Source organism: Variovorax sp. OV329, from assembly GCF_900114785.1.
In the GTDB taxonomy this organism is placed as follows: Bacteria; Pseudomonadota; Gammaproteobacteria; order Burkholderiales; family Burkholderiaceae_C; genus Variovorax.
The window spans coordinates 81,986-100,134 of record NZ_FOUG01000011.1; the positions used below are offsets into that span (position 1 = coordinate 81,986).

Annotated in this window: 19 protein-coding genes; 14 read left to right on the plus strand and 5 right to left on the minus strand. The window is 65.9% G+C overall.

Annotated features, from left to right (window positions below; all coding sequences use genetic code 11):
* Window positions 1-30 precede the first annotated feature (30 nt).
* The 3 genes from BM345_RS18660 (at window position 31) to BM345_RS18670 (ending at window position 3,432) form a co-directional block, all read left to right on the plus strand.
* Entirely contained in the window at window positions 31-1,725 is a 1,695-nt protein-coding gene (locus BM345_RS18660; protein ID WP_093381893.1) for an FAD-dependent monooxygenase, read from the plus strand.
* The gene (locus BM345_RS18665) at window positions 1,722-2,495 is read left to right on the plus strand and encodes an alpha/beta fold hydrolase (RefSeq protein WP_093381894.1); all 774 of its coding nucleotides are present in this window, start codon (window positions 1,722-1,724) and stop codon (window positions 2,493-2,495) included. Before BM345_RS18660 ends, BM345_RS18665 begins: the two co-directional genes overlap by 4 nt.
* Window positions 2,496-2,607: 112 nt before the next feature.
* Window positions 2,608-3,432 (plus strand): AraC family transcriptional regulator, encoded by an 825-nt coding sequence (locus BM345_RS18670; protein WP_254789802.1) that lies wholly within the window; start codon window positions 2,608-2,610, stop codon window positions 3,430-3,432.
* 21 nt (window positions 3,433-3,453) lie between these two features.
* Here the strand turns inward: BM345_RS18670 and BM345_RS18675 are convergent, their stop codons facing one another.
* Window positions 3,454-4,614, minus strand: a complete 1,161-nt coding sequence (locus BM345_RS18675; protein WP_093381895.1) for an alpha/beta hydrolase family protein — start codon at window positions 4,612-4,614, stop codon at window positions 3,454-3,456.
* Window positions 4,615-4,783: 169 nt separating this feature from the next.
* Window positions 4,784-5,635 (minus strand): AraC family transcriptional regulator, encoded by an 852-nt coding sequence (locus BM345_RS18680; RefSeq protein WP_254789803.1) that lies wholly within the window; start codon window positions 5,633-5,635, stop codon window positions 4,784-4,786.
* Window positions 5,636-5,734: 99 nt separating this feature from the next.
* Between BM345_RS18680 and BM345_RS18685 the strand changes: the two genes are divergently transcribed.
* The 3 genes from BM345_RS18685 to BM345_RS18695 are packed head-to-tail and all read left to right on the plus strand — an operon-like array spanning window position 5,735 to window position 8,052.
* Window positions 5,735-6,052 (plus strand): chorismate mutase, encoded by a 318-nt coding sequence (locus tag BM345_RS18685; RefSeq protein ID WP_093381902.1) that lies wholly within the window; start codon window positions 5,735-5,737, stop codon window positions 6,050-6,052.
* Window positions 6,049-7,707, plus strand: a complete 1,659-nt coding sequence (locus tag BM345_RS18690; RefSeq protein ID WP_175545057.1) for an FAD-dependent monooxygenase — start codon at window positions 6,049-6,051, stop codon at window positions 7,705-7,707. The genes BM345_RS18685 and BM345_RS18690 overlap by 4 nt, the downstream gene beginning before the upstream one ends.
* Window positions 7,708-7,761: 54 nt before the next feature.
* Complete coding sequence (locus BM345_RS18695; RefSeq protein ID WP_093381905.1) at window positions 7,762-8,052, plus strand: chorismate mutase; 291 nt, start codon at window positions 7,762-7,764, stop codon at window positions 8,050-8,052.
* A 30-nt stretch (window positions 8,053-8,082) separates the two neighbouring features.
* On the opposite strand, the gene BM345_RS18700 is transcribed toward BM345_RS18695, so the two are convergent.
* Window positions 8,083-8,916 (minus strand): AraC family transcriptional regulator, encoded by an 834-nt coding sequence (locus BM345_RS18700; protein WP_093381906.1) that lies wholly within the window; start codon window positions 8,914-8,916, stop codon window positions 8,083-8,085.
* 117 nt (window positions 8,917-9,033) lie between these two features.
* Between BM345_RS18700 and BM345_RS18705 the strand changes: the two genes are divergently transcribed.
* The 7 genes from BM345_RS18705 to BM345_RS18735 are packed head-to-tail and all read left to right on the plus strand — an operon-like array spanning window position 9,034 to window position 15,845.
* Entirely contained in the window at window positions 9,034-10,677 is a 1,644-nt protein-coding gene (locus BM345_RS18705; RefSeq protein WP_093381913.1) for an FAD-dependent monooxygenase, read from the plus strand.
* Between the two features lie 10 nt (window positions 10,678-10,687).
* Entirely contained in the window at window positions 10,688-11,089 is a 402-nt protein-coding gene (locus BM345_RS18710; RefSeq protein WP_093381914.1) for a VOC family protein, read from the plus strand.
* The gene (locus BM345_RS18715) at window positions 11,086-11,862 is read left to right on the plus strand and encodes an alpha/beta fold hydrolase (RefSeq protein WP_093381915.1); all 777 of its coding nucleotides are present in this window, start codon (window positions 11,086-11,088) and stop codon (window positions 11,860-11,862) included. Before BM345_RS18710 ends, BM345_RS18715 begins: the two co-directional genes overlap by 4 nt.
* Before the next feature lie 14 nt (window positions 11,863-11,876).
* Window positions 11,877-12,848 carry a Bug family tripartite tricarboxylate transporter substrate binding protein gene (locus tag BM345_RS18720; RefSeq protein WP_175545058.1) on the plus strand — a complete coding sequence of 324 codons (972 nt, stop codon included), beginning with the start codon at window positions 11,877-11,879 and terminating at the stop codon, window positions 12,846-12,848.
* Window positions 12,849-12,852: 4 nt separating this feature from the next.
* Window positions 12,853-13,182, plus strand: a complete 330-nt coding sequence (locus tag BM345_RS18725) for a chorismate mutase (RefSeq protein WP_093381918.1) — start codon at window positions 12,853-12,855, stop codon at window positions 13,180-13,182.
* 27 nt (window positions 13,183-13,209) lie between these two features.
* Window positions 13,210-14,841, plus strand: coding sequence for a 3-(methylthio)propionyl-CoA ligase (locus BM345_RS18730; protein ID WP_093381923.1), 1,632 nt, complete (start codon window positions 13,210-13,212; stop codon window positions 14,839-14,841).
* Between the two features lie 29 nt (window positions 14,842-14,870).
* Window positions 14,871-15,845: an NAD(P)H-dependent flavin oxidoreductase gene (locus BM345_RS18735; protein WP_093381927.1), complete on the plus strand. Its 975-nt coding sequence runs from the start codon at window positions 14,871-14,873 to the stop codon at window positions 15,843-15,845.
* 22 nt (window positions 15,846-15,867) lie between these two features.
* Here BM345_RS18735 and BM345_RS18740 read toward each other — a convergent pair whose 3' ends face one another.
* Window positions 15,868-16,914 carry an AraC family transcriptional regulator gene (locus BM345_RS18740; protein ID WP_093381929.1) on the minus strand — a complete coding sequence of 349 codons (1,047 nt, stop codon included), beginning with the start codon at window positions 16,912-16,914 and terminating at the stop codon, window positions 15,868-15,870.
* 158 nt (window positions 16,915-17,072) lie between these two features.
* A complete protein-coding gene (locus tag BM345_RS18745; RefSeq protein WP_093381930.1) occupies window positions 17,073-17,354 on the minus strand; it encodes a hypothetical protein in 282 nt (93 codons plus the stop codon).
* A 157-nt stretch (window positions 17,355-17,511) separates the two neighbouring features.
* Here BM345_RS18745 and BM345_RS18750 point away from each other — a divergent pair, with 157 nt between their 5' ends.
* On the plus strand, window positions 17,512-18,102 hold the full coding sequence (locus BM345_RS18750) for an FcoT family thioesterase (protein ID WP_093381931.1): 591 nt from the start codon (window positions 17,512-17,514) through the stop codon (window positions 18,100-18,102).
* The last annotated feature ends 47 nt before the right edge of the window (window positions 18,103-18,149 follow it).

Consider the following 18,149-nt stretch of genomic DNA (forward strand, 5'->3'; position numbering starts at 1 on the left):
CACATTCACTCACTCCCATCCGCAAGCTCCATGACGACCCCTAGCTCCTCCCACACCCCGATCGATGTCCCGGTCCTCATCGTCGGGGGCGGCCCTGTCGGCCTGACGGCCTCCATCCATCTGTCGCGTGCCGGGGTTCGCTCCTTGCTCGTGGAAAAGCATGCGGGCACCGCCACGCTGCCCAAGGCCCGCTCGATCAACGCGCGCACCATGGAGATGTACCGGCAGCTGGGCATCGAGAACGAGATCCGGGCCGCAGGGCTCGACCCGCGCTTCAGCCGCATGGTCCTGTGGGCCACGAGCCTGGCCGGCGAGGAGGTGCGCCGCCTGGTGCCGGGAAGCGCGTCTGCCGAGACCCGAAGCGTCTCCCCCACTACCAATGCAAGCTGCGCGCAGGACTTGCTCGAGCCCATCCTGCGCAGGCATGCGCAGGCAGGTGCGCCGGACGGGGTGCGTTTCGGCGTCTCGATGCAGGACCTTCGCTATGGGGCCGACGGTGCCAGGGGCCTTCTTGTCGACTCGGGCACCGGGCAGGCGACGCCCTTTCGCGCCCGCTACGTGATCGCCGCCGACGGATCCCAAAGCACGATCCGTCGGCAGATCGGCGCGCAGATGCTGGGAGAACGAGATATCTACGACAGCATCAATGTCCACTTCAGGGCCGACCTGCGCCGCTTCGTGGAGCATCGCCCGGCAGCGCTCTACATGATCGAGCAACCCGACCTGCGCGGCACCTTCCTGACCATCAACGGTTCGGACCGGTGGAGCTTCCTGGTCAATTCCATGTCGCTGTATGGCTTCACCGCCGAGCAGTTCACGCCGGAGTTCGCCAAGCAGACCATCCGCACCGCGATCGGCCAGGACGATGTGGACATCGATGTGCTGGGCATCGGCGCGTGGAGGGCCTCGGCGATCGTCTCGGACCGCTATCGCGACGGGCCGGTGTTTCTCGCGGGCGATTCCGCGCACGAGATGCCGCCGACCGGCGGCATGGGCCTGAACACCGGCGTCCAGGACGCGCACAACCTGGCCTGGAAGCTCGCTGCGGTGATCAAGGGCGAAGCCGGCGAGGAGCTGCTGGACACCTACCACGCCGAACGCCGGCCCATGGGCGAGTTCACGACGCGCACCGCGCTGCTGAGCTCGTTGTCGATGGGCCGCAAGGAGCGCACGGACAAGCCGGTGACGGCGCGCGAGGAGTTTCTCCAGGAGCGTGGTGTCATCTTCGGATACCGCTACGAATCCACCGCCGTGATCCCGGATCCGGACACGCCGGTGCCGCAGGTGGCCGATCCGGTGACGCAGTACGTCCCCTCGGCCACGCCGGGATGCCGGGCGCCGCACGCCGAGCTGCTTCGCTCGGGCGAGAAGGTCTCGACGATCGAACTCTTCGGGTTGGAATTCGTGCTGCTGGCAGGCCCGCAGGGCAAGGCATGGAAGGACGCGGCCGACGCCGTGCGGGGCCCGTCGATTCGCGCCCATGTGGTCGGTGACGATCTGGTCGATGCCGACGGCGACTGGCAGGCGCTCTACGGCGTGGGGCCGCAAGGCGCGGTGCTGGTCCGCCCCGACGGCATCGTCGCCTGGCGCAGCGAGGGCGCCGCCGCGAACGCCCCGGCGGCGCTGGATGCGGTCCTGCAGAAGGTTCTCAGCCGCCATTCGACGACGGTCGGGGCACCGTCGGCAACCCAGCCCGCAGCGCAGGCCACGCTTCAGAAATCATGACCCTGAAATTCGCCGATCTCGAACACACGACCACCGCCTACGAATGCGTCGGAGAAGGTCCGCCGATCCTGCTGATGCATGGTGCCGAAGGAAACCGGCACAACTTCCGCGACTTCAGTGCCGAGCTGGCGCCCCATGCAACAGTGGTCAGCTATGACCAGCGTGGCTGCGGGGACACGCGCTACGACGGGCGGCCCCATACCCTCGAAGACCTGGCCGCCGATGCGGCGCAGCTGCTCGACCACCTGGGCATTCCTGCAGCGACCACACTGGGCACCTCGCTGGGCGGCCGCGTGGCGCAGGCCTTCGCGATGTTCAGGCCGGAGCGCGTGTCGCAACTTATGCTGTGCAACACGTGGCCCATCGACCGCCAGCTGGTCGAGCTCAATCCCGAAGGCCTGCGCAAGCTCCGGGACCTCACCGACGCCTTGCCGGAAACGGCTAGGGAGGTCGCCCTGATGTACTACCCGGCCGGGTACATCGATGCCCACCCGGTGGTAGTCGAGCGGGTGAGGGCCCGGGCGGCCTTCGCCGCCCGGGTGCAGCGGCGCGCGCTTGCGGTCGAGTCCCATGAGGATCCGGCCAATCGGATCCGGGCCCCGGTTCTGCTGCTGTCCGGGGAGCTCGACGAGATCGTGCCCACATCGATCATGCGCGGCATGGCCGACACCTTCACGCGTGCCCGCTTGATCGTGATGCCGGGCGCCGGCCATTCCGCATCCATTCAGCTCCCGCAGGCGATGGCGCAGTTGGTTGCAGAGCATCTTTGAGGCATGTGCACGATGCGTCGGCCTGAAGTCGATCATCAGATCTGCTAATGATGCTGGAAGCGCGCGCCGGAGTCGGCACGATGGCGGCATCGGAAGCGAATGGACGAAAGACATGGCCCTCGATGCGTTCGTCAACGACGGCTGGTCACCTCCTGCGATGCCGCAGTGGATGGCCAGCCAGCCGCTGTTTGCCCTGCAGCGCCCGCCCACCGCGGCACCGACGCAGCGGCGCGAGACGAACTGGCACCAGCACCCGCAAGGACAGATCCTCTATGTCGAACGAGGCGTGGCGCAGGTCCTGATCGACGGTGGGACGTGGCTGCTCCCACCGCACCGCGCCGCGTGGATCCCGCCGGGGGTGATGCACGCCTCCAGCGTGAGCGGTGAGCGGCCGCTGACATGGAGCCTTTTTCTTTCTCCCACCTTGTCCAGGCACATGGCGCCGCAGCCTTGTGCCGTCAGCGTGGAACCGTTGACGCGGATGCTGCTGCAGCAGGCCGTCGGATGGACACCCCACGAGCAGAGGCAGGCATCCCAGAGGCGTCTGATGATGGTGCTGCTCGACCGACTGCGCAACGCCTCGAAGGACGCCTTTCATCTGCCGATGCCCACCGATCGGCGACTGCTTCGTATCGCCCGGGCGATCCTTGCCCAGCCAGGCCAGGCACGTACCCTGGACGAGTGGTCGGACTGGGCGGGCGTTTCCGCCAGGACGGTGAATCGCCTCTTCAAGGTCCAGGTCGGCATGAGCTTCATGGCGTGGCGCCAGGAGGCGATGCTGATGCATGCCAGGTCCAGCCTGTCGCGCGGGGAAAGCGTCTCCAACGTGGCGGATGCGCTGGGCTATTCCAGCCCTAGCAACTTCATCGCCATGTTCCGCCGCTCGCACGGAGAGTCGCCCACGCGCTACCTGACCCGAAGCGGCGAAATGGCGTAGCGCTTGGGTGGCAGAGCGGCTTTATCTGCCTGAGAAGATCTCTGCGAACCAGTCCGTCAGGTAGTCGGCGCCGAAGGCTCGGTTGTCCAACTGGCAATGCTCGATCCCACCCTCGTCCTTGCGGAAGATCTTCAGTCGCTTGCCGGGGGCGGTGGTCTGCTCGTAGGTGGCGACGGCATCGGACCAGGGAATCTGCCGGTCACCTTCGCCGTGCATGACCAGGTAGGGGCAGCGGATCTTGTCCACCACGCCCTCCAGGGTGAAGCGTTCGGCCAGGGCGCCGAACTCCTGCGGCGTGTCCAGTCCCCAGGACCACAGGGCATGCGCCAGCATGCTCGGGAGGGACGCGGCGCCCGGCGCCTCGCCGCTCCGGGCAGAGCCTGCGGCAGGCTGCGGCGCGGGCGGCCGCAGACGGAAGAACGCGCCCCAGGAGGCGACGGCCCTGATCCGGGGCTCGAACGCTGCGGCACGGGGTGCCAAGAAGCCTCCCATGCTCAGGCCGGCCAGGCCGATCTGCTCGGTGCGGATGTCGGCGCGCCCGAGGATGTAGTCGACTGCGCGGGAAACGTAGGTCTCGCTCTCGATGCGCGCCGTGAGTCCGTGTAGGCGCAGTGCTTCACCGGCGCCGGGCTGGTCCAGGATCAGCACCGACAGGCCGCGCCGGCGATACTCCTGCAGCATCGGCCACTGCGTCTCCTTGACAGAGTCGAAGCCCTGCAGGTGGATCACGATCGGCGCCGGTGCGCTGCCTTTGGCTTTCACCAGCAGGGCAGGGATTACTTTGCCTTCAAAGGGAATCCCGACGAACTCAACACCGTCTCTGCCAAGTTCGCGAGCCTTGCGAAAGTTCGCCAGAGCCCGGCGGTACACCGCCAGTCGGTCCGAATTGCGAGGCGGCATCATGCGCTCGACGCGAATGAGGTACATCGAGGCCCGGTGGTACTTGCGCGCGGCGCTGAGGGCATGGCCCGCCGCCAGGTCCTCATCTGCCAGCCGCTCGAGCCTCTGGCCGAGGGCCATCATGGCGTCGTGCCAGGCCTGATTGGCGACAGTGGGATCAGCGTCGGCCAGGTGGGCTACCGCTTGGAACGCCTCCATGGGTTCGGCCAGTGTGCCGACCTCTTCTACCAGCGTCGCGACTGCGATATTCCAAGCGTAGTTGTCCTTGAAGTACTCAAACATGTTGATCTGCAGAGGATGGGATGGATGGGAAGCGGGCAATGTCACACCGACCCCGCCTCGACCGTTAGCACGCACGGGACGAAAAGTGTTGATTTCGGGACGAACGCCATGCCATGGGCGCTCGCAGCGCCAGGGCACGCCGCGGTTGGCCTACCGCTACAAAGCCTCGTCAGCCTGGCTTCGCGCCGCCGGACAGGTAGCGCATCGGCGATTGCCCGAACGAGCGCCGGAACATCGCGATGAAGTTGCTGGGACTTGCATAGCCGAGCGAATCGGCCACCACGGAAACCGCCTCCCCCAGCGCGAGGCGTTCCAGCGCATGGATCACCATGGCCTGCTGGCGCCAGTGCGAAAAGCTCATGCCGACTTCGGCGTCGAACAGGCGGTTGACGGTGCGCGCGGACATGCCGGCCCAGGCTGCCCATTCGCCGAGCGTGCGCTGGACGCCGGGCGACTCCAGGATGGCATTGGCGATGCGCAACAGGCGCCTGTCGCTAGGCAGCGGCAGGTGCATCGCACTCGGGTCGGATTGCCGCAGCTCGTCGAGCAGCACTGCGATCAATCGTTCCTGGTGCGGTTGCAATTCCTCCTGCCAGGTCCAGGAGGCCGCGCGCATCATGAGCGCGCGAGCCAGGTCGCTGACGCACAGCACGCAGGGTTCGTGCGGCAGCACGAGCGCCGCTTCGGGCGAGATGAACACGTTCCAGCTGGTGCTCACGCCGTAGACGCTGACGCCGTGGGGTGCGTGGGGCGGCATCCAGACGGCCCGTCCGGGCTGCAGAACCCAGCTGCCACGGTCCGTGTGGATGCGCATGAGTCCGTCGTCGATGCAGATGAGTTGCCCCTGCGCGTGGGCATGAGATCGGGTCTCGCGCGAGATCCCCTTGCCTTGGCTGCGCGCGCTGCGCGCTGTGCCCGACTGCAGCGCCACCAGCATCGGCCCCGACGATCGCCTGGACAAGGCGTGAAGGGCCTGCGTATGGCTGGCGGCCTGATCCATCGGGTTCGGGTCGGAGGGCATGGCGAGAAATCACTACCGATCGTCGCCGCTACGTTACCACTTCGCACCGGTGCATGACACAGTAGTTACCGTCCCCGTCCCACTTTCATCCTGCAAGAAATGGCCGCAAACAACCTGACCGATCTACGCCGCGAGGTCGACGAATTGGACCGAGAGCTCGTGGAACTCGTGGCGCGACGATTCGACATCACCCGTGCCATCGGCGAGATCAAGATTCGCGACGGCCTGAGTGCGACCCATCCGGATCGGCGCGCGCATCGCGCAGGGCTGTTGAAGGAACTGTCCTTGCGCTTCGGCCTGGATGCAGGGCTTGTCCAGCGCATCTACCAGCCGATCAACGAAGAGGTGGTCGACAGCCACAGGCGCATGGGCGCGCGAGATTTGAGCCAGGACGAAAACAAGCAATGGAAGCCATGAATCTCAACGAGGGCAAGACGCTCACGCACCAGTCCGGCTCCATCACCAGCCCATCTCCCTTAGTGGCCATCGTCGGTGGCGGGCCGGTGGGGTTGAGCATGTCCCTGCTCCTGAGCCGGCACGGCATACCGTCGGTGCTTTTCGAGCGGAGCGCAAGCACCACAGATCACCCGAAAGCGCGAGGCGTCTGGCCGCGCTCGATGGAGCTGTTTCGCATCTGGGGCATCGACAAGCCCGTCCGCGACCGCGGGCTTCCTAACAACGCGGGGGGCTTCGCCTTCGTGCGGAGCATCGCAGGGCGCGAGTTCGGACGGACGCCGCCGCAGCCCAACCGCAATGACAGCCCCGTGCTCCGCTGCACCGTCGCGCAGGACGCCGTCGAGGACGAGTTGCTCGCCGCCGCTCGCCGCGCCGAGATCGGCCAGCTGCTTTACGCCACCGAGTTTCTCGAGCATCGCGAGATCCCCGATGGCGTCGAACTGCGCTCGCGCGATCTGAAAACAGGTCAGGAGAAGCGCTGGGCGGTGAAGTACCTGGTTGCCGCGGACGGGGCAGGAAGCGGCGTGCGCGAGGCACTGGGCATCGCGATGGAGGGCTCGCCGGTCTTCGCGACGATGTGCAACGACTTCCTGCAGATGGACCTGTCGCACATCGAGAGCACGCAGCATGTCAGCGGCTACCGCGTCTCGCCGGACCTGCCGGGCGTGCCCACCGCCACCGTCCTCAACACCAACGCGCACGACCGCTGGCTGACGATCAGCCGCATCGGTGGTGTGGGCGAGGGCAGCAGCGCACGACCCTGGAGCCAAGAAGAGGTGATACACAATGCGCGTGCGCACACAGGGCTGCCGGGGCTCGAAGTGAAGATCATCAACCGCTCGATCTGGCGCGCAAGCCGGCAGGTGGCGGCGCACTATCGCAAGGGCCGCGTCTTTCTTGCCGGCGATGCCGCCCACCGCTTTCCGCCCACAGGGGGCTTCGGCATGAACACCGGCATCCAGGATGCGCACAACCTGGCCTGGAAGCTCGCCCTGGTGCTCAAGGGGCACGCAGGTGCCAGCCTGTTGGAGAGCTATGACAGCGAACGGCGCCCGATCGGCCACGCCAACGCCGACTTCAGCATGGGCAACACCGCGCGCTTCGGCCAGATGGAGGCCGCATTCGCATCGGGCAACCAGGATCGGATTGACTTCTGGATCCGCGACTCGGTCCACCACAACCACAACGACGGCCTTGGCCTGGGCTTCAGCTACGATGAGGGTGCGCTGATTCCGGACGGCACTGTCAAGCAGGCGCAGCGTACCCGCTGGTACGACCCTTCGGACCGTCCGGGTGGGCGCTTTCCCCACCTTTGGCTTGATCTGTCCAGGGCGCGTTCGACCATCGACCTGTTCGATCGCGATTTCGTGCTGATGACGGGACCCAAGGCACCGCAGTGGCATGAGGCTGCGGCAGCACTGAGTCAGCGGACAGCGCTTTCGATTCGCAGCTTCGAACTGGAGCGCGTGGACCCGCGCGACGGGCTCGAGATGGGCCTGCGCGGCGCCGTGCTGGTGCGGCCCGACGGCCACGTGGCATGGCGCATGCCCTACCTGCCGGATGACCCGCTGGACAGCCTCGGCAGTGCCTTGAAGCGTATTCTTGCGCGCGAATGAATCCCCCTCCTGCGAGGGAAGATCGGACACAGGACCAAAGCCTTGGAGAAAATCATGAGTGAGGACAGCTTGAGCACCCTTCGGGACGATATCGACAGAATCGACGAAGACATCATCGCCTTGCTCGCCAAGCGCTTCGTGAAGACGCAGGCGATCGGCCAGATCAAGCTGGAGCGCGATCTGCCGGTGAGCCTGCCCGAACGGGTGCAGCACCGGGCCCAGCTCATTCGTGCGCTGGCTCGGAAGTACTCGATGGATCCGGAGGCCGCGCTCGCGATCTACGCTTCCATCAACCGGGAAACGGTGGTGGCCCATCGCCGGCAGGGCGTGAAACCCAACGAGTGAATCTGCGGCACACCTGCCGGCGCGGGGAGGCTATTGAGAAGCCAGATACCGTGCTGGCGACTCCCCGAAATGCCGTCGGAACATGGCAATGAATCCGCTGGGCGTGGCATAGCCCAGCGCATCTGACACGCCCGCCACGCTTTCGCCATGCGTCAGGCGCTCCAGTGCCGCCGTCAGCACCACCTTCTCGCGCCACTGGTGAAATGTGATCTGGACCTCCTGCTGGAACAGGCGGGTCAGGGTCCGCGAGGAAAGGCCCGCCCAGGCAGCCCATTCATCGCGCGTACGCTCGTCGGCCGGGTTGTCCAGTATCGCGGAGGCGATGCGCAGCAGCCGCCGGTCGCGCGGCAGGGGCAGTTGCATCCGATTGAGCGGCGCCGTCCGCAACTCGTCCAGCAAGACCGTCATGAGCCTACGTTGCGTGGCAGTCAAGCGCTCCTGTTCGCTCCATGACACGGCACGCGGCGCCAGGTCCTCGATCAGCGCATTCAGGGTGACCACGCAGGGCTTGGGCGGCAGCACCCTGCTGGCCTTGGGAGACAAGTACAGGTGCCAGCTGTTGGTGACGTCCGTGCCGCTCACGGCATGTGTCTTGCCCGGGGGAACCCATGCGGCCCGGCCCGGCGGTACCACCCAGGACTCTCCCTCGGTGCGCACCAAGAGCACGCCGTCGTCGACGAACATGAGCTGGCCCCGGTGGTGCTGATGCCACCTTCCTTCGTGCTTCTGTCTGCGCTCGGACGTGGAGCGCACGCTGGCGGCGGAGATGGCGAGCACCCATGGGCCATCCCGGCGTTCGCCCAGTTCATTGAGCGCCTCGTTGTAGGCCGTCTGTGTGGCAAAGCCCGACGTCGGATTCTTCATGGCCCTTTCTCGCTATTTCTTTGCAGTGTCACGCTACCGGCAGCGGCGGCCCGGGTGAGACATTGACGGCATGGCAGCGATGCCAGCGAGTCCTTGTCCACATATCGAATTCGAGCCATGAATCCTATCGTTCTTCCCCCGTCCACGCACGGCACGGCCGTGTTCATCGTCGGCGCCGGGCCCACGGGCTTGGCCACGGCACTGCTCATGGACAGGTTCGAGATTCCCTTCGTGGTGGTGGAGCGCAACGCGGGCCTGACCGACCATCCGCGCGCCCGGGGGACCTGGGTGCGCACGATGGAGCTCTTTCGCCAGTGGGGCATCGAGCGACAGGTGAAGGCGCGCGGGCTGCCTGACGATGCCAACGGCTTCGCCTTCGTGGAGTCGATCGCCGGCGACGAGATCGGGCGCGTGCCGCGCGAGATCGACTACGGTCAGACGCCGGCCTGGAAGTGCACGGTCTCCCAGGATGCCGTCGAGGACGAGCTCTACCAAGCCGTGCGCGGCTCCAAGTGGGGCAAGGTGCTGTTCGAGACCGAGTTCGTGCGCTACGAGGAGCGGGGCGACGGCGTGCAGGTCGTGACGCGCGATGTGGGCACCGAGGCACAGACGACCTGGACGGCCGCCTACCTCGTCGCTGCCGACGGCGCGGGCAGCAGCGTGCGCCGGATGATGGACATCCAGATGAACGGACCGGCCAGCCTCGCACTGATGAACAACGACTTCTGGGAGGGCGACTTGTCGCACATTCCGAGCGTGCGGCAGGTCGGCGTCTTCCGCGTCATGCCGGGCGACCGCTCGGTGCCCGGGGGTGCCGTCCTCAACACCAATGGCGCCGACCGCTGGCTCACGGTCACGCGGGTGGGCGACGGCAACGAGGCCATGCCGCCGATGCGCTCCGACGAGGAAGTGGTAAAGCTGGCACGTGCTCACTCGGGCGTCCCGAACCTGGATGTGAAGATCATCAGCCGCTCGGCCTGGCGCGTGAGCAAGCAGGTGGCCGAGCGCTATGCCCGTGGCCGTGCCTTTCTGGTCGGCGACGCGGCGCACCGCTTTCCGCCGACCGGCGGCTATGGCATGAACACCGGCATCCAGGACGCGCACAACTTAGCATGGAAGCTCTCGATGGTGCTGCGCGGCCAGGCCGGCAGCGCGCTGCTGGACAGCTACGACAGCGAGCGCCGTCCGATCGGACAGGCCAACGCGGACTTCAGCCACGGCAACACCATGCGCTTCGTCCAGTTGGAAGAGGCCTACCGCGCCAAGAACCTGCAGGCGATCGAGTTCTGGATCAAGGACACCTTCCACCACAGCCACAGCATCGGCCTGGGTCTGGGCTTCAGCTACGAGGACGGCGCAGTGATCCCCGACGGTACGGCGCCGCGCGGCCTGACCCTGAGCCGCTACGATCCCACTGATCGGCCGGGCGCGCGCTTCCCGCACTTCTGGCTCGACCTGGCGCGCCAGCACTCGACGCTGGATCTGTTCGATCGCGATTTCGTGCTGGTCCACGGTCCGCAGTCCGCGGACTGGGCCGCCGTGGCACGCGACGTCGGCGGGCGGCTTGGGGTGAGGGTGGCCACGCACCAGTTGCCCTCGGTGGATTCGCGCGACGGCCTGGACATGGGCCTGCACGGCGCGGTGCTGGTGCGTCCGGACGGCCACGTCGCGTGGCGCATGCCCTGGGTGCCCACCGATCCGTCGGGCGAGCTAGGTAAGGCGCTGACCCGGATTCTGCGCCGTCCCGAGTCCGTGGCCTGAGTCAACCATCGTGGACACGCCGGTTCGCGGCCTGCATCACTTCACCCTGCGCTGCGACGCGCAGGACTTGGATGGGCTGCGCGATTTCTACATGCGCACGCTCGGGCTCGTGCCCGGCGAGCGTCCGCAACTGCGCTTCCCTGGCTACTGGCTGTACGTGGGCAATCAGCCGATGGTGCACCTGTATGCCTCCGGCCGCGCGCCCAGCCCCGAAGCCGTGGCGCTGGACCACATCTCCTTCCGTGCCTCGGGCCTGTCCCGCACCCGCGCCAGGCTCGATGCGCTGAAGATCGCCTACACCGAAGCTCCCGTGCCGGGGTGGACGCTGCACCAGCTGTTCATCCGCGATCCGCTGGGGCTGAAGATCGAGCTGACCTTCGATCTGGCGCAGGAGGAGGGCGAGTCGGCATGACGCAGTTTGCCAACCTGCAGGGCACCCACACCGCCTACGAGCTGCGCGGCAGCGGGCCCGCGATCGTGCTGATGCATGGCGCCGAAGCCAACCGTCACAGCTTCGATGCGCTGGCCGAAGCACTGGCACTGCATGCGCAGGTCGTGATCTACGACCAGCGCGAATGCGGCGAGACCGTGAACAAGACTGGCGAGCATCACATTCCCGAACTTGCCGAGGATGCCGCCGAGCTAATGGGGCACCTCGGCCATGCGCGGTACAGCGTATTCGGCACCTCGCTTGGCGGACGCATCGCGCAAGCGCTGGCCATTGCCTATCCGCAGCGCGTGCAGTCTCTGTCGCTGTGCAACACCTGGCCCCTGGACCGCTCCCTGCCGGAGCTGAATCCCGAAGGCATGGCCCGCATGCAGTCGCTGCGCGCCGGACTGCCCGAAACGGCTGGGCAACTGGCCTCGATGTTCTACACGCCCGAGCACGTCGCCCGGCACCCGGCCCTGACCTCGCGCTTCGCCAGCGCGATGCCCGGCAAGCGCAGCGCGCTGGCGCAGGAGGTACACGCCCTGGACCCGGCGCGTATCCAGTCGCCCACCCTGTGCATATCCGGTTCGCTGGACCAGGTGGTGCCTGCGAACGTGATGCAGGCCCTGGCCGGCCGCATTCCAGGCGCCGCCTGGGAGTCGCTGGAAGGAATCGGCCATTCGGCGGCGGTCCAGGCGCCCGGCCTGCTCGCGCAGGCCATCGTGCAGTTCTTGCTGCAACAACCCGACTTCTGAAAAAGGATGTATTCGTGACGGCCTCTTCCACCCTGCGCCGGCTGCTGGCCGGCTCCATCGGCGCCGCAGTCCTGTGCGCGGCATCTTCCGCGGCGCTGGCACAGTCCACCGTCAAGATCATCGTGCCCTATGCGGCGGGCAACTTCACCGACATCCTTGCGCGACAGCTTGGAGAGGCCTTGCACAAGATCAACGGCAACAACTATGTCGTCGAGAACAAGCCGGGCGCCAGCGCCATCATCGGCTCCACCGAAGTGAACAAGGCCAAGCCGGACGGTACTACCTTGTTGGTGACCACCGGCGGCCATGCCACCAATGCGGTGCTCTTCGAGAAGCTTCCCTACGACACGCTCACCGGCTTCACGCCGATCTCGCAACTCACGGGTACGGCGGGCTTCGCCTTGCTGGTGGCCGCGAACTCGCCCTACCAGAATCTGGAGCAGTTGCTCGATGCGGCGCGGGCAAAGCCGGGGGCGCTCACCTTTGGCTCTGCAGGCAACGGCAATACTACGCATCTGGTCGGTGCGCTCTTCGAGAAATCTACCGGGACAAAGCTGGTGCACGTGCCTTATCGCGGTTCACCCATTAACGACCTGATGGCAGGGCACATCGACATGGTCTTCTGGGGCTCGGCCTTCGCTTCCACCCTGGTCGCCCAGGGCAAGGTCCGCGCGCTGGCGGTGGCGGCCGACAAGCGGCTGGCCGAGTTGCCGAACATTCCCACCCTCAAGGAAAAGGGCATCGAAGGCGTGAACGTGCCGGCATGGGTCGGCGTGTTCGGTCCGCCCGGCATGACGCCAGCCCTTGCCAGCAGCATCCAGCGCGACTTGGCGGCTGCGATCAAGCAGCCGGCGCTGCTGGAGACGGCCAGGAACATCGGCTCAGAAATGCTGTCAACGACTCCCGCGCAATTCAGCGCATCGCTGACAAAGGACATCGAGCAACTCAATCGCGATGTGAAGCCCCTGGGCATCCGGATGGACTGAGCACATGCCGAACCCGCCGGACATCGAGAAGGAGATGGCCGAGGTGCGGCTTCGCGACCTGCGCGAGGCCATCGACCTCATCGACGACGAGTGGATCGCGCTGCTCGCGCGGCGCTTCGAGAAGACGCGGGAGGTGGGCATGCTCAAGGCCCGGCTGGGCGAGATGCCCTCAGACCCGGCGCGGCAGAAGCAGCGCGCCCGGCTTCTGGCGACCTTGTCCAGACGGCATGGCGTCAGCCTGGTCTTGATCCACGCGCTGTTCGCGACGATTTCCGCCGAGGTTGTCGCGGGACATCGGCTCGCGCTGGCCGAACTGGCCCGCCCCATTTCCTGAATGACGAACAAAGGAGACAAGACTCAAATGCTCAAAGGCCTCATGCAGGATCAGCCCTTGCTGATCTCCCAGCTCATCGAATTCGCCGAACGCCACAACGGCGACGGCGAGATCGTCTCGCGCCGAGTCGAGGGCGACGTTCATCGCTACACATGGGCCGCCTGCGCCGCCCGCTCCCGACGCGTGGCCAATGCACTGGATGGCGAAGGCCTGCAGGTTTCCGATCGTGTGGCCACGCTCGCATGGAACGGATACCGGCATCTGGAACTCTACTACGGGGTGAGCGGATCGGGCCGTGTACTGCATACCATCAATCCACGGCTGCACCCCGACCAGATCGCGTGGATAGTCAATCACGCGGAAGACCAGGTACTTCTCTTCGACACTACCTTTCTGCCGCTGGTGCAGGCCGTCCACGCCAGATGCGGCATGGTCAGGAAGTGGATCGCGCTTTGCGACGCCGACAAGCTGCCGGCGGACACCGGCATCCCAAACTTGGAAAGCTACGAGGCGTGGATCGCCGACCAAAAGGAGAGCTATGCCTGGCCGACGCTCGACGAACGCACGGCCTCCAGCCTCTGCTACACCAGCGGAACCACAGGCAATCCAAAAGGTGCGCTGTACAGCCACCGCTCCACCATCTTGCATGCCTACGGCTCGGTGCTGCCTGACATGATGGGCTTGTCGGCTTTTGACTCGGTGCTGCCGGTAGTGCCCATGTTCCACGTCAATGCCTGGGGCATTCCCTATTCGGCGGCACTGGTGGGTTGCAAGCTCGTGCTGCCCGGCCCGGCCCTCGATGGGAAATCGGTCTACGAACTCATAGAGTCGGAGTCGGTCACGCTGGCCGCCGGCGTGCCGACGGTCTGGCAGATGCTGCTCGCCCACGTCCAATCGAACGGCCTGCGCTTCTCCAGCCTGCGGCGCACGGTGGTCGGCGGGGCGGCGTGTCCGCCTGCCGTGCTTCGGGGCTTCGAGCAAGACCTCGACGTGCGCGTGCAGCACGGATGGGGCATGACCGAGATGAGCCCCTTGGGCACGGTGTGCACGCTCAAGCCGAAGCACAGGGCATTGCCGCTGGACGAGCGCCTGCGCGTGCTGGAAAAGCAGGGCCGGGCCGTCTACGGCGTCGAGATGAAGATCGTGGACGAACGCGGCGCCGAATTGCCGTGGGACGGTCGCGCCTCCGGCGACCTGCTGGTGCGCGGACCTTGGATCGTGAGCGGATACTTCAAGGGCGAGGGCGGTGACCCTCTTGTCGACGGCTGGTTCTGCACCGGCGACGTCGCCACCATCGATCCCGACGGATTCATGCAGATCACCGACAGAAGCAAGGACGTCATCAAGTCCGGCGGCGAGTGGATCAGCTCCATCGAGATCGAGAACATCGCGATGTCCCACCCCGCAGTGGCGATGGCGGCTTGCATCGGCGTGAAGCACCCCAAGTGGGACGAGCGTCCCATCGTTGTCGTCCAAAAGAAGAACGGCGCGGACGTGGCCCGCGAGGAGCTGCTGGCCTACTTCGAAGGGAAGATTGCTAAATGGCAGATCCCCGACGACGTGGTGTTCGTCGATGCCATTCCGCTCGGCGCCACGGGAAAGATGCTGAAGGCCCGGCTGAGGGAGCAATTCGGCGCCCCCGCGTCCGCTGCCGCCTAATTCGCCACTAGTTGCAAAAGGCCTCGACCATGAAAACCAGGATCACGGAACTCTTCGGCATCGAACATCCCATCGTGCAGGGCGGCATGCACTGCGTGGGTCTGGCGCCGCTCGCAGCGGCGGTGTCCAACGCAGGCGGGCTCGGCATCATCACGGCGCTGACCCTGCCCACGCCCGAGAAGCTGTCCGAGGAAATCCGCCGATGCCGCGAGCTGACGGACAAGCCCTTCGGCGTGAACCTCACCTTCCTGCCGAGCGTGAAGCAACCTGACTACCCAGGCTATGTCCGCGCCATCATCGAAGGCGGCGTGAAGGCGGTGGAGACGGCGGGCAACAACCCCGAGAAGGTATTGCCGGTGCTGCACGAGGCGGGCGTCAAGATCATCCACAAGTGCACCTCGATACGCCATGCGCTGAAGGCCGAGCGCATCGGCTGCGACGCGATCAGTGTCGATGGCTTCGAGTGCGGCGGCCACCCCGGCGAAGACGACGTGCCCAACTTCATCCTCCTGCCGCGCGCGGCGCAGGAACTGAAGGTTCCGTTCATCGCCTCGGGTGGGATGGCCGATGGCCGCTCGCTGGTGGCGGCGTTGGCGCTCGGGGCGGAAGGGATCAACATGGGCACGCGCTTCCTGGCGACCCGGGAGGCGCCCGTCCACCAGAACGTCAAGGACGCCATCGTCCGCGCAAGCGAACTGGATACGCGGCTGGTGATGCGCCCCTTGCGCAACACCGAGCGGGTGCTGACGAACGCCGCGGTGGAACGCATGCTGCAGAAAGAGCGCGAATTCGGCAGCAGCATCCAGTTCAAGGACATCGCCGACGAGGTCGCGGGCGTCTATCCGCGCGTCATGTACGACGGCGAGATGGACGCGGGCGCATGGAGCTGCGGAATGGTGGCCGGCCTGATCGACGACATCCCGTCCGTCGCCGACCTGATCGAACGCATCATGTCTGAGGCCGATTCGATCATCCAGCGGCGGCTTGCCGCGATCGTCGGCTGAGACCGGGGCGACCGGGCACCGATCAGTGATGCAGGCTGTAGAGCCAAGTGGCGAAGCGGCGCGCTTCCGACTGCAAGGGCGACGAACTGTCGGCCAGAGGCGCGATCCACCCCCTTGCTTCGCTGGGTGAGTAGCCGAACTGATCGTGGAAGGCGCGGCTGAACTGCGCCGCCGACCGGAAACCGAATTCGTCGGCTACGCGCTTTAGGTGAACGCGCTCCTGGGCCCCAGCGAGCAACTGGTGCGCCTTGCTGAGCCGGCGCTCTCGAATGAAGGCAGCCACGCCGCCCATGGGCTCGAGCAGCCGATACAGGCTCGAGCGGGACAGGTCGAAGGCAGCGCAGAGTTGCTCCACCGAAAGATCCGGGTCGGCTAGCCGGGACTCCACGTACTGGCCGATACGACGCACCAGCAGGTGCTCTGCCTGCGGGCGCGCCAGTGCCATCGAGTTGCTCATGGGCGCCAGGCAGGCAGCGAGTAGATGCAGCGTACTGCGCGAAAGAAGCTGTCCTTCCGCGGGATGCAGACCGGAGCCCTCCCGCACCACCGTTCGCAGATGCTCGATGAGCAGCGCTGCCACCGTCCCCTGGAGCTTAACGCCGTGCAGGTCGAGGCGGCGCGGCAGCAGTTCGTCAAGGGCGTCGCGCGGGATGAACAGCGTGAGGTCCGTGCCGGACTGGATGTCCAGGTGAATCGGGCGTGCCATGTCGAGCACCACGGGCTCGCCCGCACGCTGCTCCAGCACGCGACCGTCGTCGAACACGTGGAGCGTCGGCCCCTTCTGTTCGAGCGAGACGGTGAGAATGTAGTGATCGATCTGGCTGCTGCGGATCAAGGCTGCGCCGCGCGTGATGCCGTGCACGTACATCTGGCGCCACAGTATGGCCATGCCGCCGAACATGAGGCCCAGATGCTTGGCACCGTCGACGCGTATGGGGCCCGCAGGTGGAAGGACCAGGTCGAAATTGGCAGAGAAGCGCTCTCGAAGGAGATCTCTGGCCTGTGTCGGTGGCAGATCGTCGCCCGCGAACAGGTAGGAAGGTACCTTCTCTTCGTGCGGCCGGATCATGGGTGCTCCTGCAAGGGCTGTGACTGCGCCAGCGATGGCGCAAGCCGTAATCTATCAATGCCGGCGGTGTAAGGCAACGTGCCCTGCTGCGGATGGTTCAGATCCATCGCTTGTTGTCCTTTCTGCGTGATCGCGGAAATCGACGAGAGCCTGTGCTTCTATTGGCCACGCATGCTCAGGAACACCCGCCGGGCCTGCTCGTCCTTGCAGGCGCGGGCGAGAAGTTCATCCGCATCGGCCGTGGGCAGCAGGAACAGGATGCGCACGGCCTGCCGGTGGTGGCCGGACAAGGCTCCATCCCAGTACAACTGGTCCAGCATCACCCGTGCGCCATGGGGGTCGGCCTCGTAGGTGTCCAGCAGTCCGATGATGCTGCGCATCTGGCATTCGTCCAGTGGCTCGGGAAGCCATGCATTGTTGCGGTCATTGTGAGTCGTCATGGTGGACGCAAGTCTCCGCGAGGCTGCTTAGCCTTTGCTGAAGCGCAGGGCGCGAGCGCATGGTTTCAGCAAAGCCTAAGGATTCCGACCCAGACTGGTCTTCCGGTGCTGAACCCGGCGCCGGATCGCTTAGCCCACTCGAACCAAGGATCTTTCCATGCTGCTGACCCAAGCCAGAGAACCGTTTGCCCATGTCGCGGTCGACTCCGCACCGCACGCCCGCCGTCTCGGCCCGCGTCGCATAGAACCCCTCGCGCGTGCATCCATCCTCGATGCTTACGTGCCCTCGTGCGTCTACCTGAAGGATGCGTGGCGCGATGCCGACTGCCTGACGCAGCTCGTGTCGCACGGGCGCTTTTCGGTGCCCGCGACCTTCTATGGAGACCAGACAGGGCATTTCAACGCGGTGGAGTCCGCCCTGTGTCTGAACCAGCTAGCCTTCGTGACCATGGCCGACTTCGTCGAGCATCGCGAAGAGCACCGCTTTCGCGATGCGATCCTCACGCACGACCTGGATGACTTCAAGAAGAACGTCATCAGCCGGACCTTCGTCGCTTCCATGTCCACGCGTTTTCGCAGGTTGCTGGATGGCCATGATGTGCATGGCGAACTGCGGCTGAAGAAGTTCAAGGTCCACGGGGCGATGCTGTTCATCCTGGGCAGCTTCGCCTTCGACGACGTCGACAGCGCCGGCTCGTCGACGGCCGCCTTCAGCGGCGAAGTGGTGTTCGCCATGCCGCGAATCTGACGCAGCGCGGGGCGTGAAGGCAAGCACGACGAAACCGGCAATAGTGC

Excerpts from the sequence above, each read along its gene's own strand:
- BM345_RS18660 (WP_093381893.1), top strand. The coding sequence starts at position 31 with ATGACGACCCCTAGCTCCTCCCACACCCCGATCGATGTCCCGGTCCTC.
- BM345_RS18665 (WP_093381894.1), top strand. The coding sequence starts at position 1,722 with ATGACCCTGAAATTCGCCGATCTCGAACACACGACCACCGCCTACGAA.
- BM345_RS18670 (WP_254789802.1), top strand. The coding sequence starts at position 2,608 with ATGGCCCTCGATGCGTTCGTCAACGACGGCTGGTCACCTCCTGCGATG.
- BM345_RS18675 (WP_093381895.1), bottom strand. The coding sequence starts at position 4,614 with ATGTTTGAGTACTTCAAGGACAACTACGCTTGGAATATCGCAGTCGCG.
- BM345_RS18680 (WP_254789803.1), bottom strand. The coding sequence starts at position 5,635 with ATGCCCTCCGACCCGAACCCGATGGATCAGGCCGCCAGCCATACGCAG.
- BM345_RS18685 (WP_093381902.1), top strand. The coding sequence starts at position 5,735 with ATGGCCGCAAACAACCTGACCGATCTACGCCGCGAGGTCGACGAATTG.
- BM345_RS18690 (WP_175545057.1), top strand. The coding sequence starts at position 6,049 with ATGAATCTCAACGAGGGCAAGACGCTCACGCACCAGTCCGGCTCCATC.
- BM345_RS18695 (WP_093381905.1), top strand. The coding sequence starts at position 7,762 with ATGAGTGAGGACAGCTTGAGCACCCTTCGGGACGATATCGACAGAATC.
- BM345_RS18700 (WP_093381906.1), bottom strand. The coding sequence starts at position 8,916 with ATGAAGAATCCGACGTCGGGCTTTGCCACACAGACGGCCTACAACGAG.
- BM345_RS18705 (WP_093381913.1), top strand. The coding sequence starts at position 9,034 with ATGAATCCTATCGTTCTTCCCCCGTCCACGCACGGCACGGCCGTGTTC.
- BM345_RS18715 (WP_093381915.1), top strand. The coding sequence starts at position 11,086 with ATGACGCAGTTTGCCAACCTGCAGGGCACCCACACCGCCTACGAGCTG.
- BM345_RS18725 (WP_093381918.1), top strand. The coding sequence starts at position 12,853 with ATGCCGAACCCGCCGGACATCGAGAAGGAGATGGCCGAGGTGCGGCTT.
- BM345_RS18730 (WP_093381923.1), top strand. The coding sequence starts at position 13,210 with ATGCTCAAAGGCCTCATGCAGGATCAGCCCTTGCTGATCTCCCAGCTC.
- BM345_RS18735 (WP_093381927.1), top strand. The coding sequence starts at position 14,871 with ATGAAAACCAGGATCACGGAACTCTTCGGCATCGAACATCCCATCGTG.
- BM345_RS18740 (WP_093381929.1), bottom strand. The coding sequence starts at position 16,914 with ATGATCCGGCCGCACGAAGAGAAGGTACCTTCCTACCTGTTCGCGGGC.
- BM345_RS18745 (WP_093381930.1), bottom strand. The coding sequence starts at position 17,354 with ATGACGACTCACAATGACCGCAACAATGCATGGCTTCCCGAGCCACTG.
- BM345_RS18750 (WP_093381931.1), top strand. The coding sequence starts at position 17,512 with ATGCTGCTGACCCAAGCCAGAGAACCGTTTGCCCATGTCGCGGTCGAC.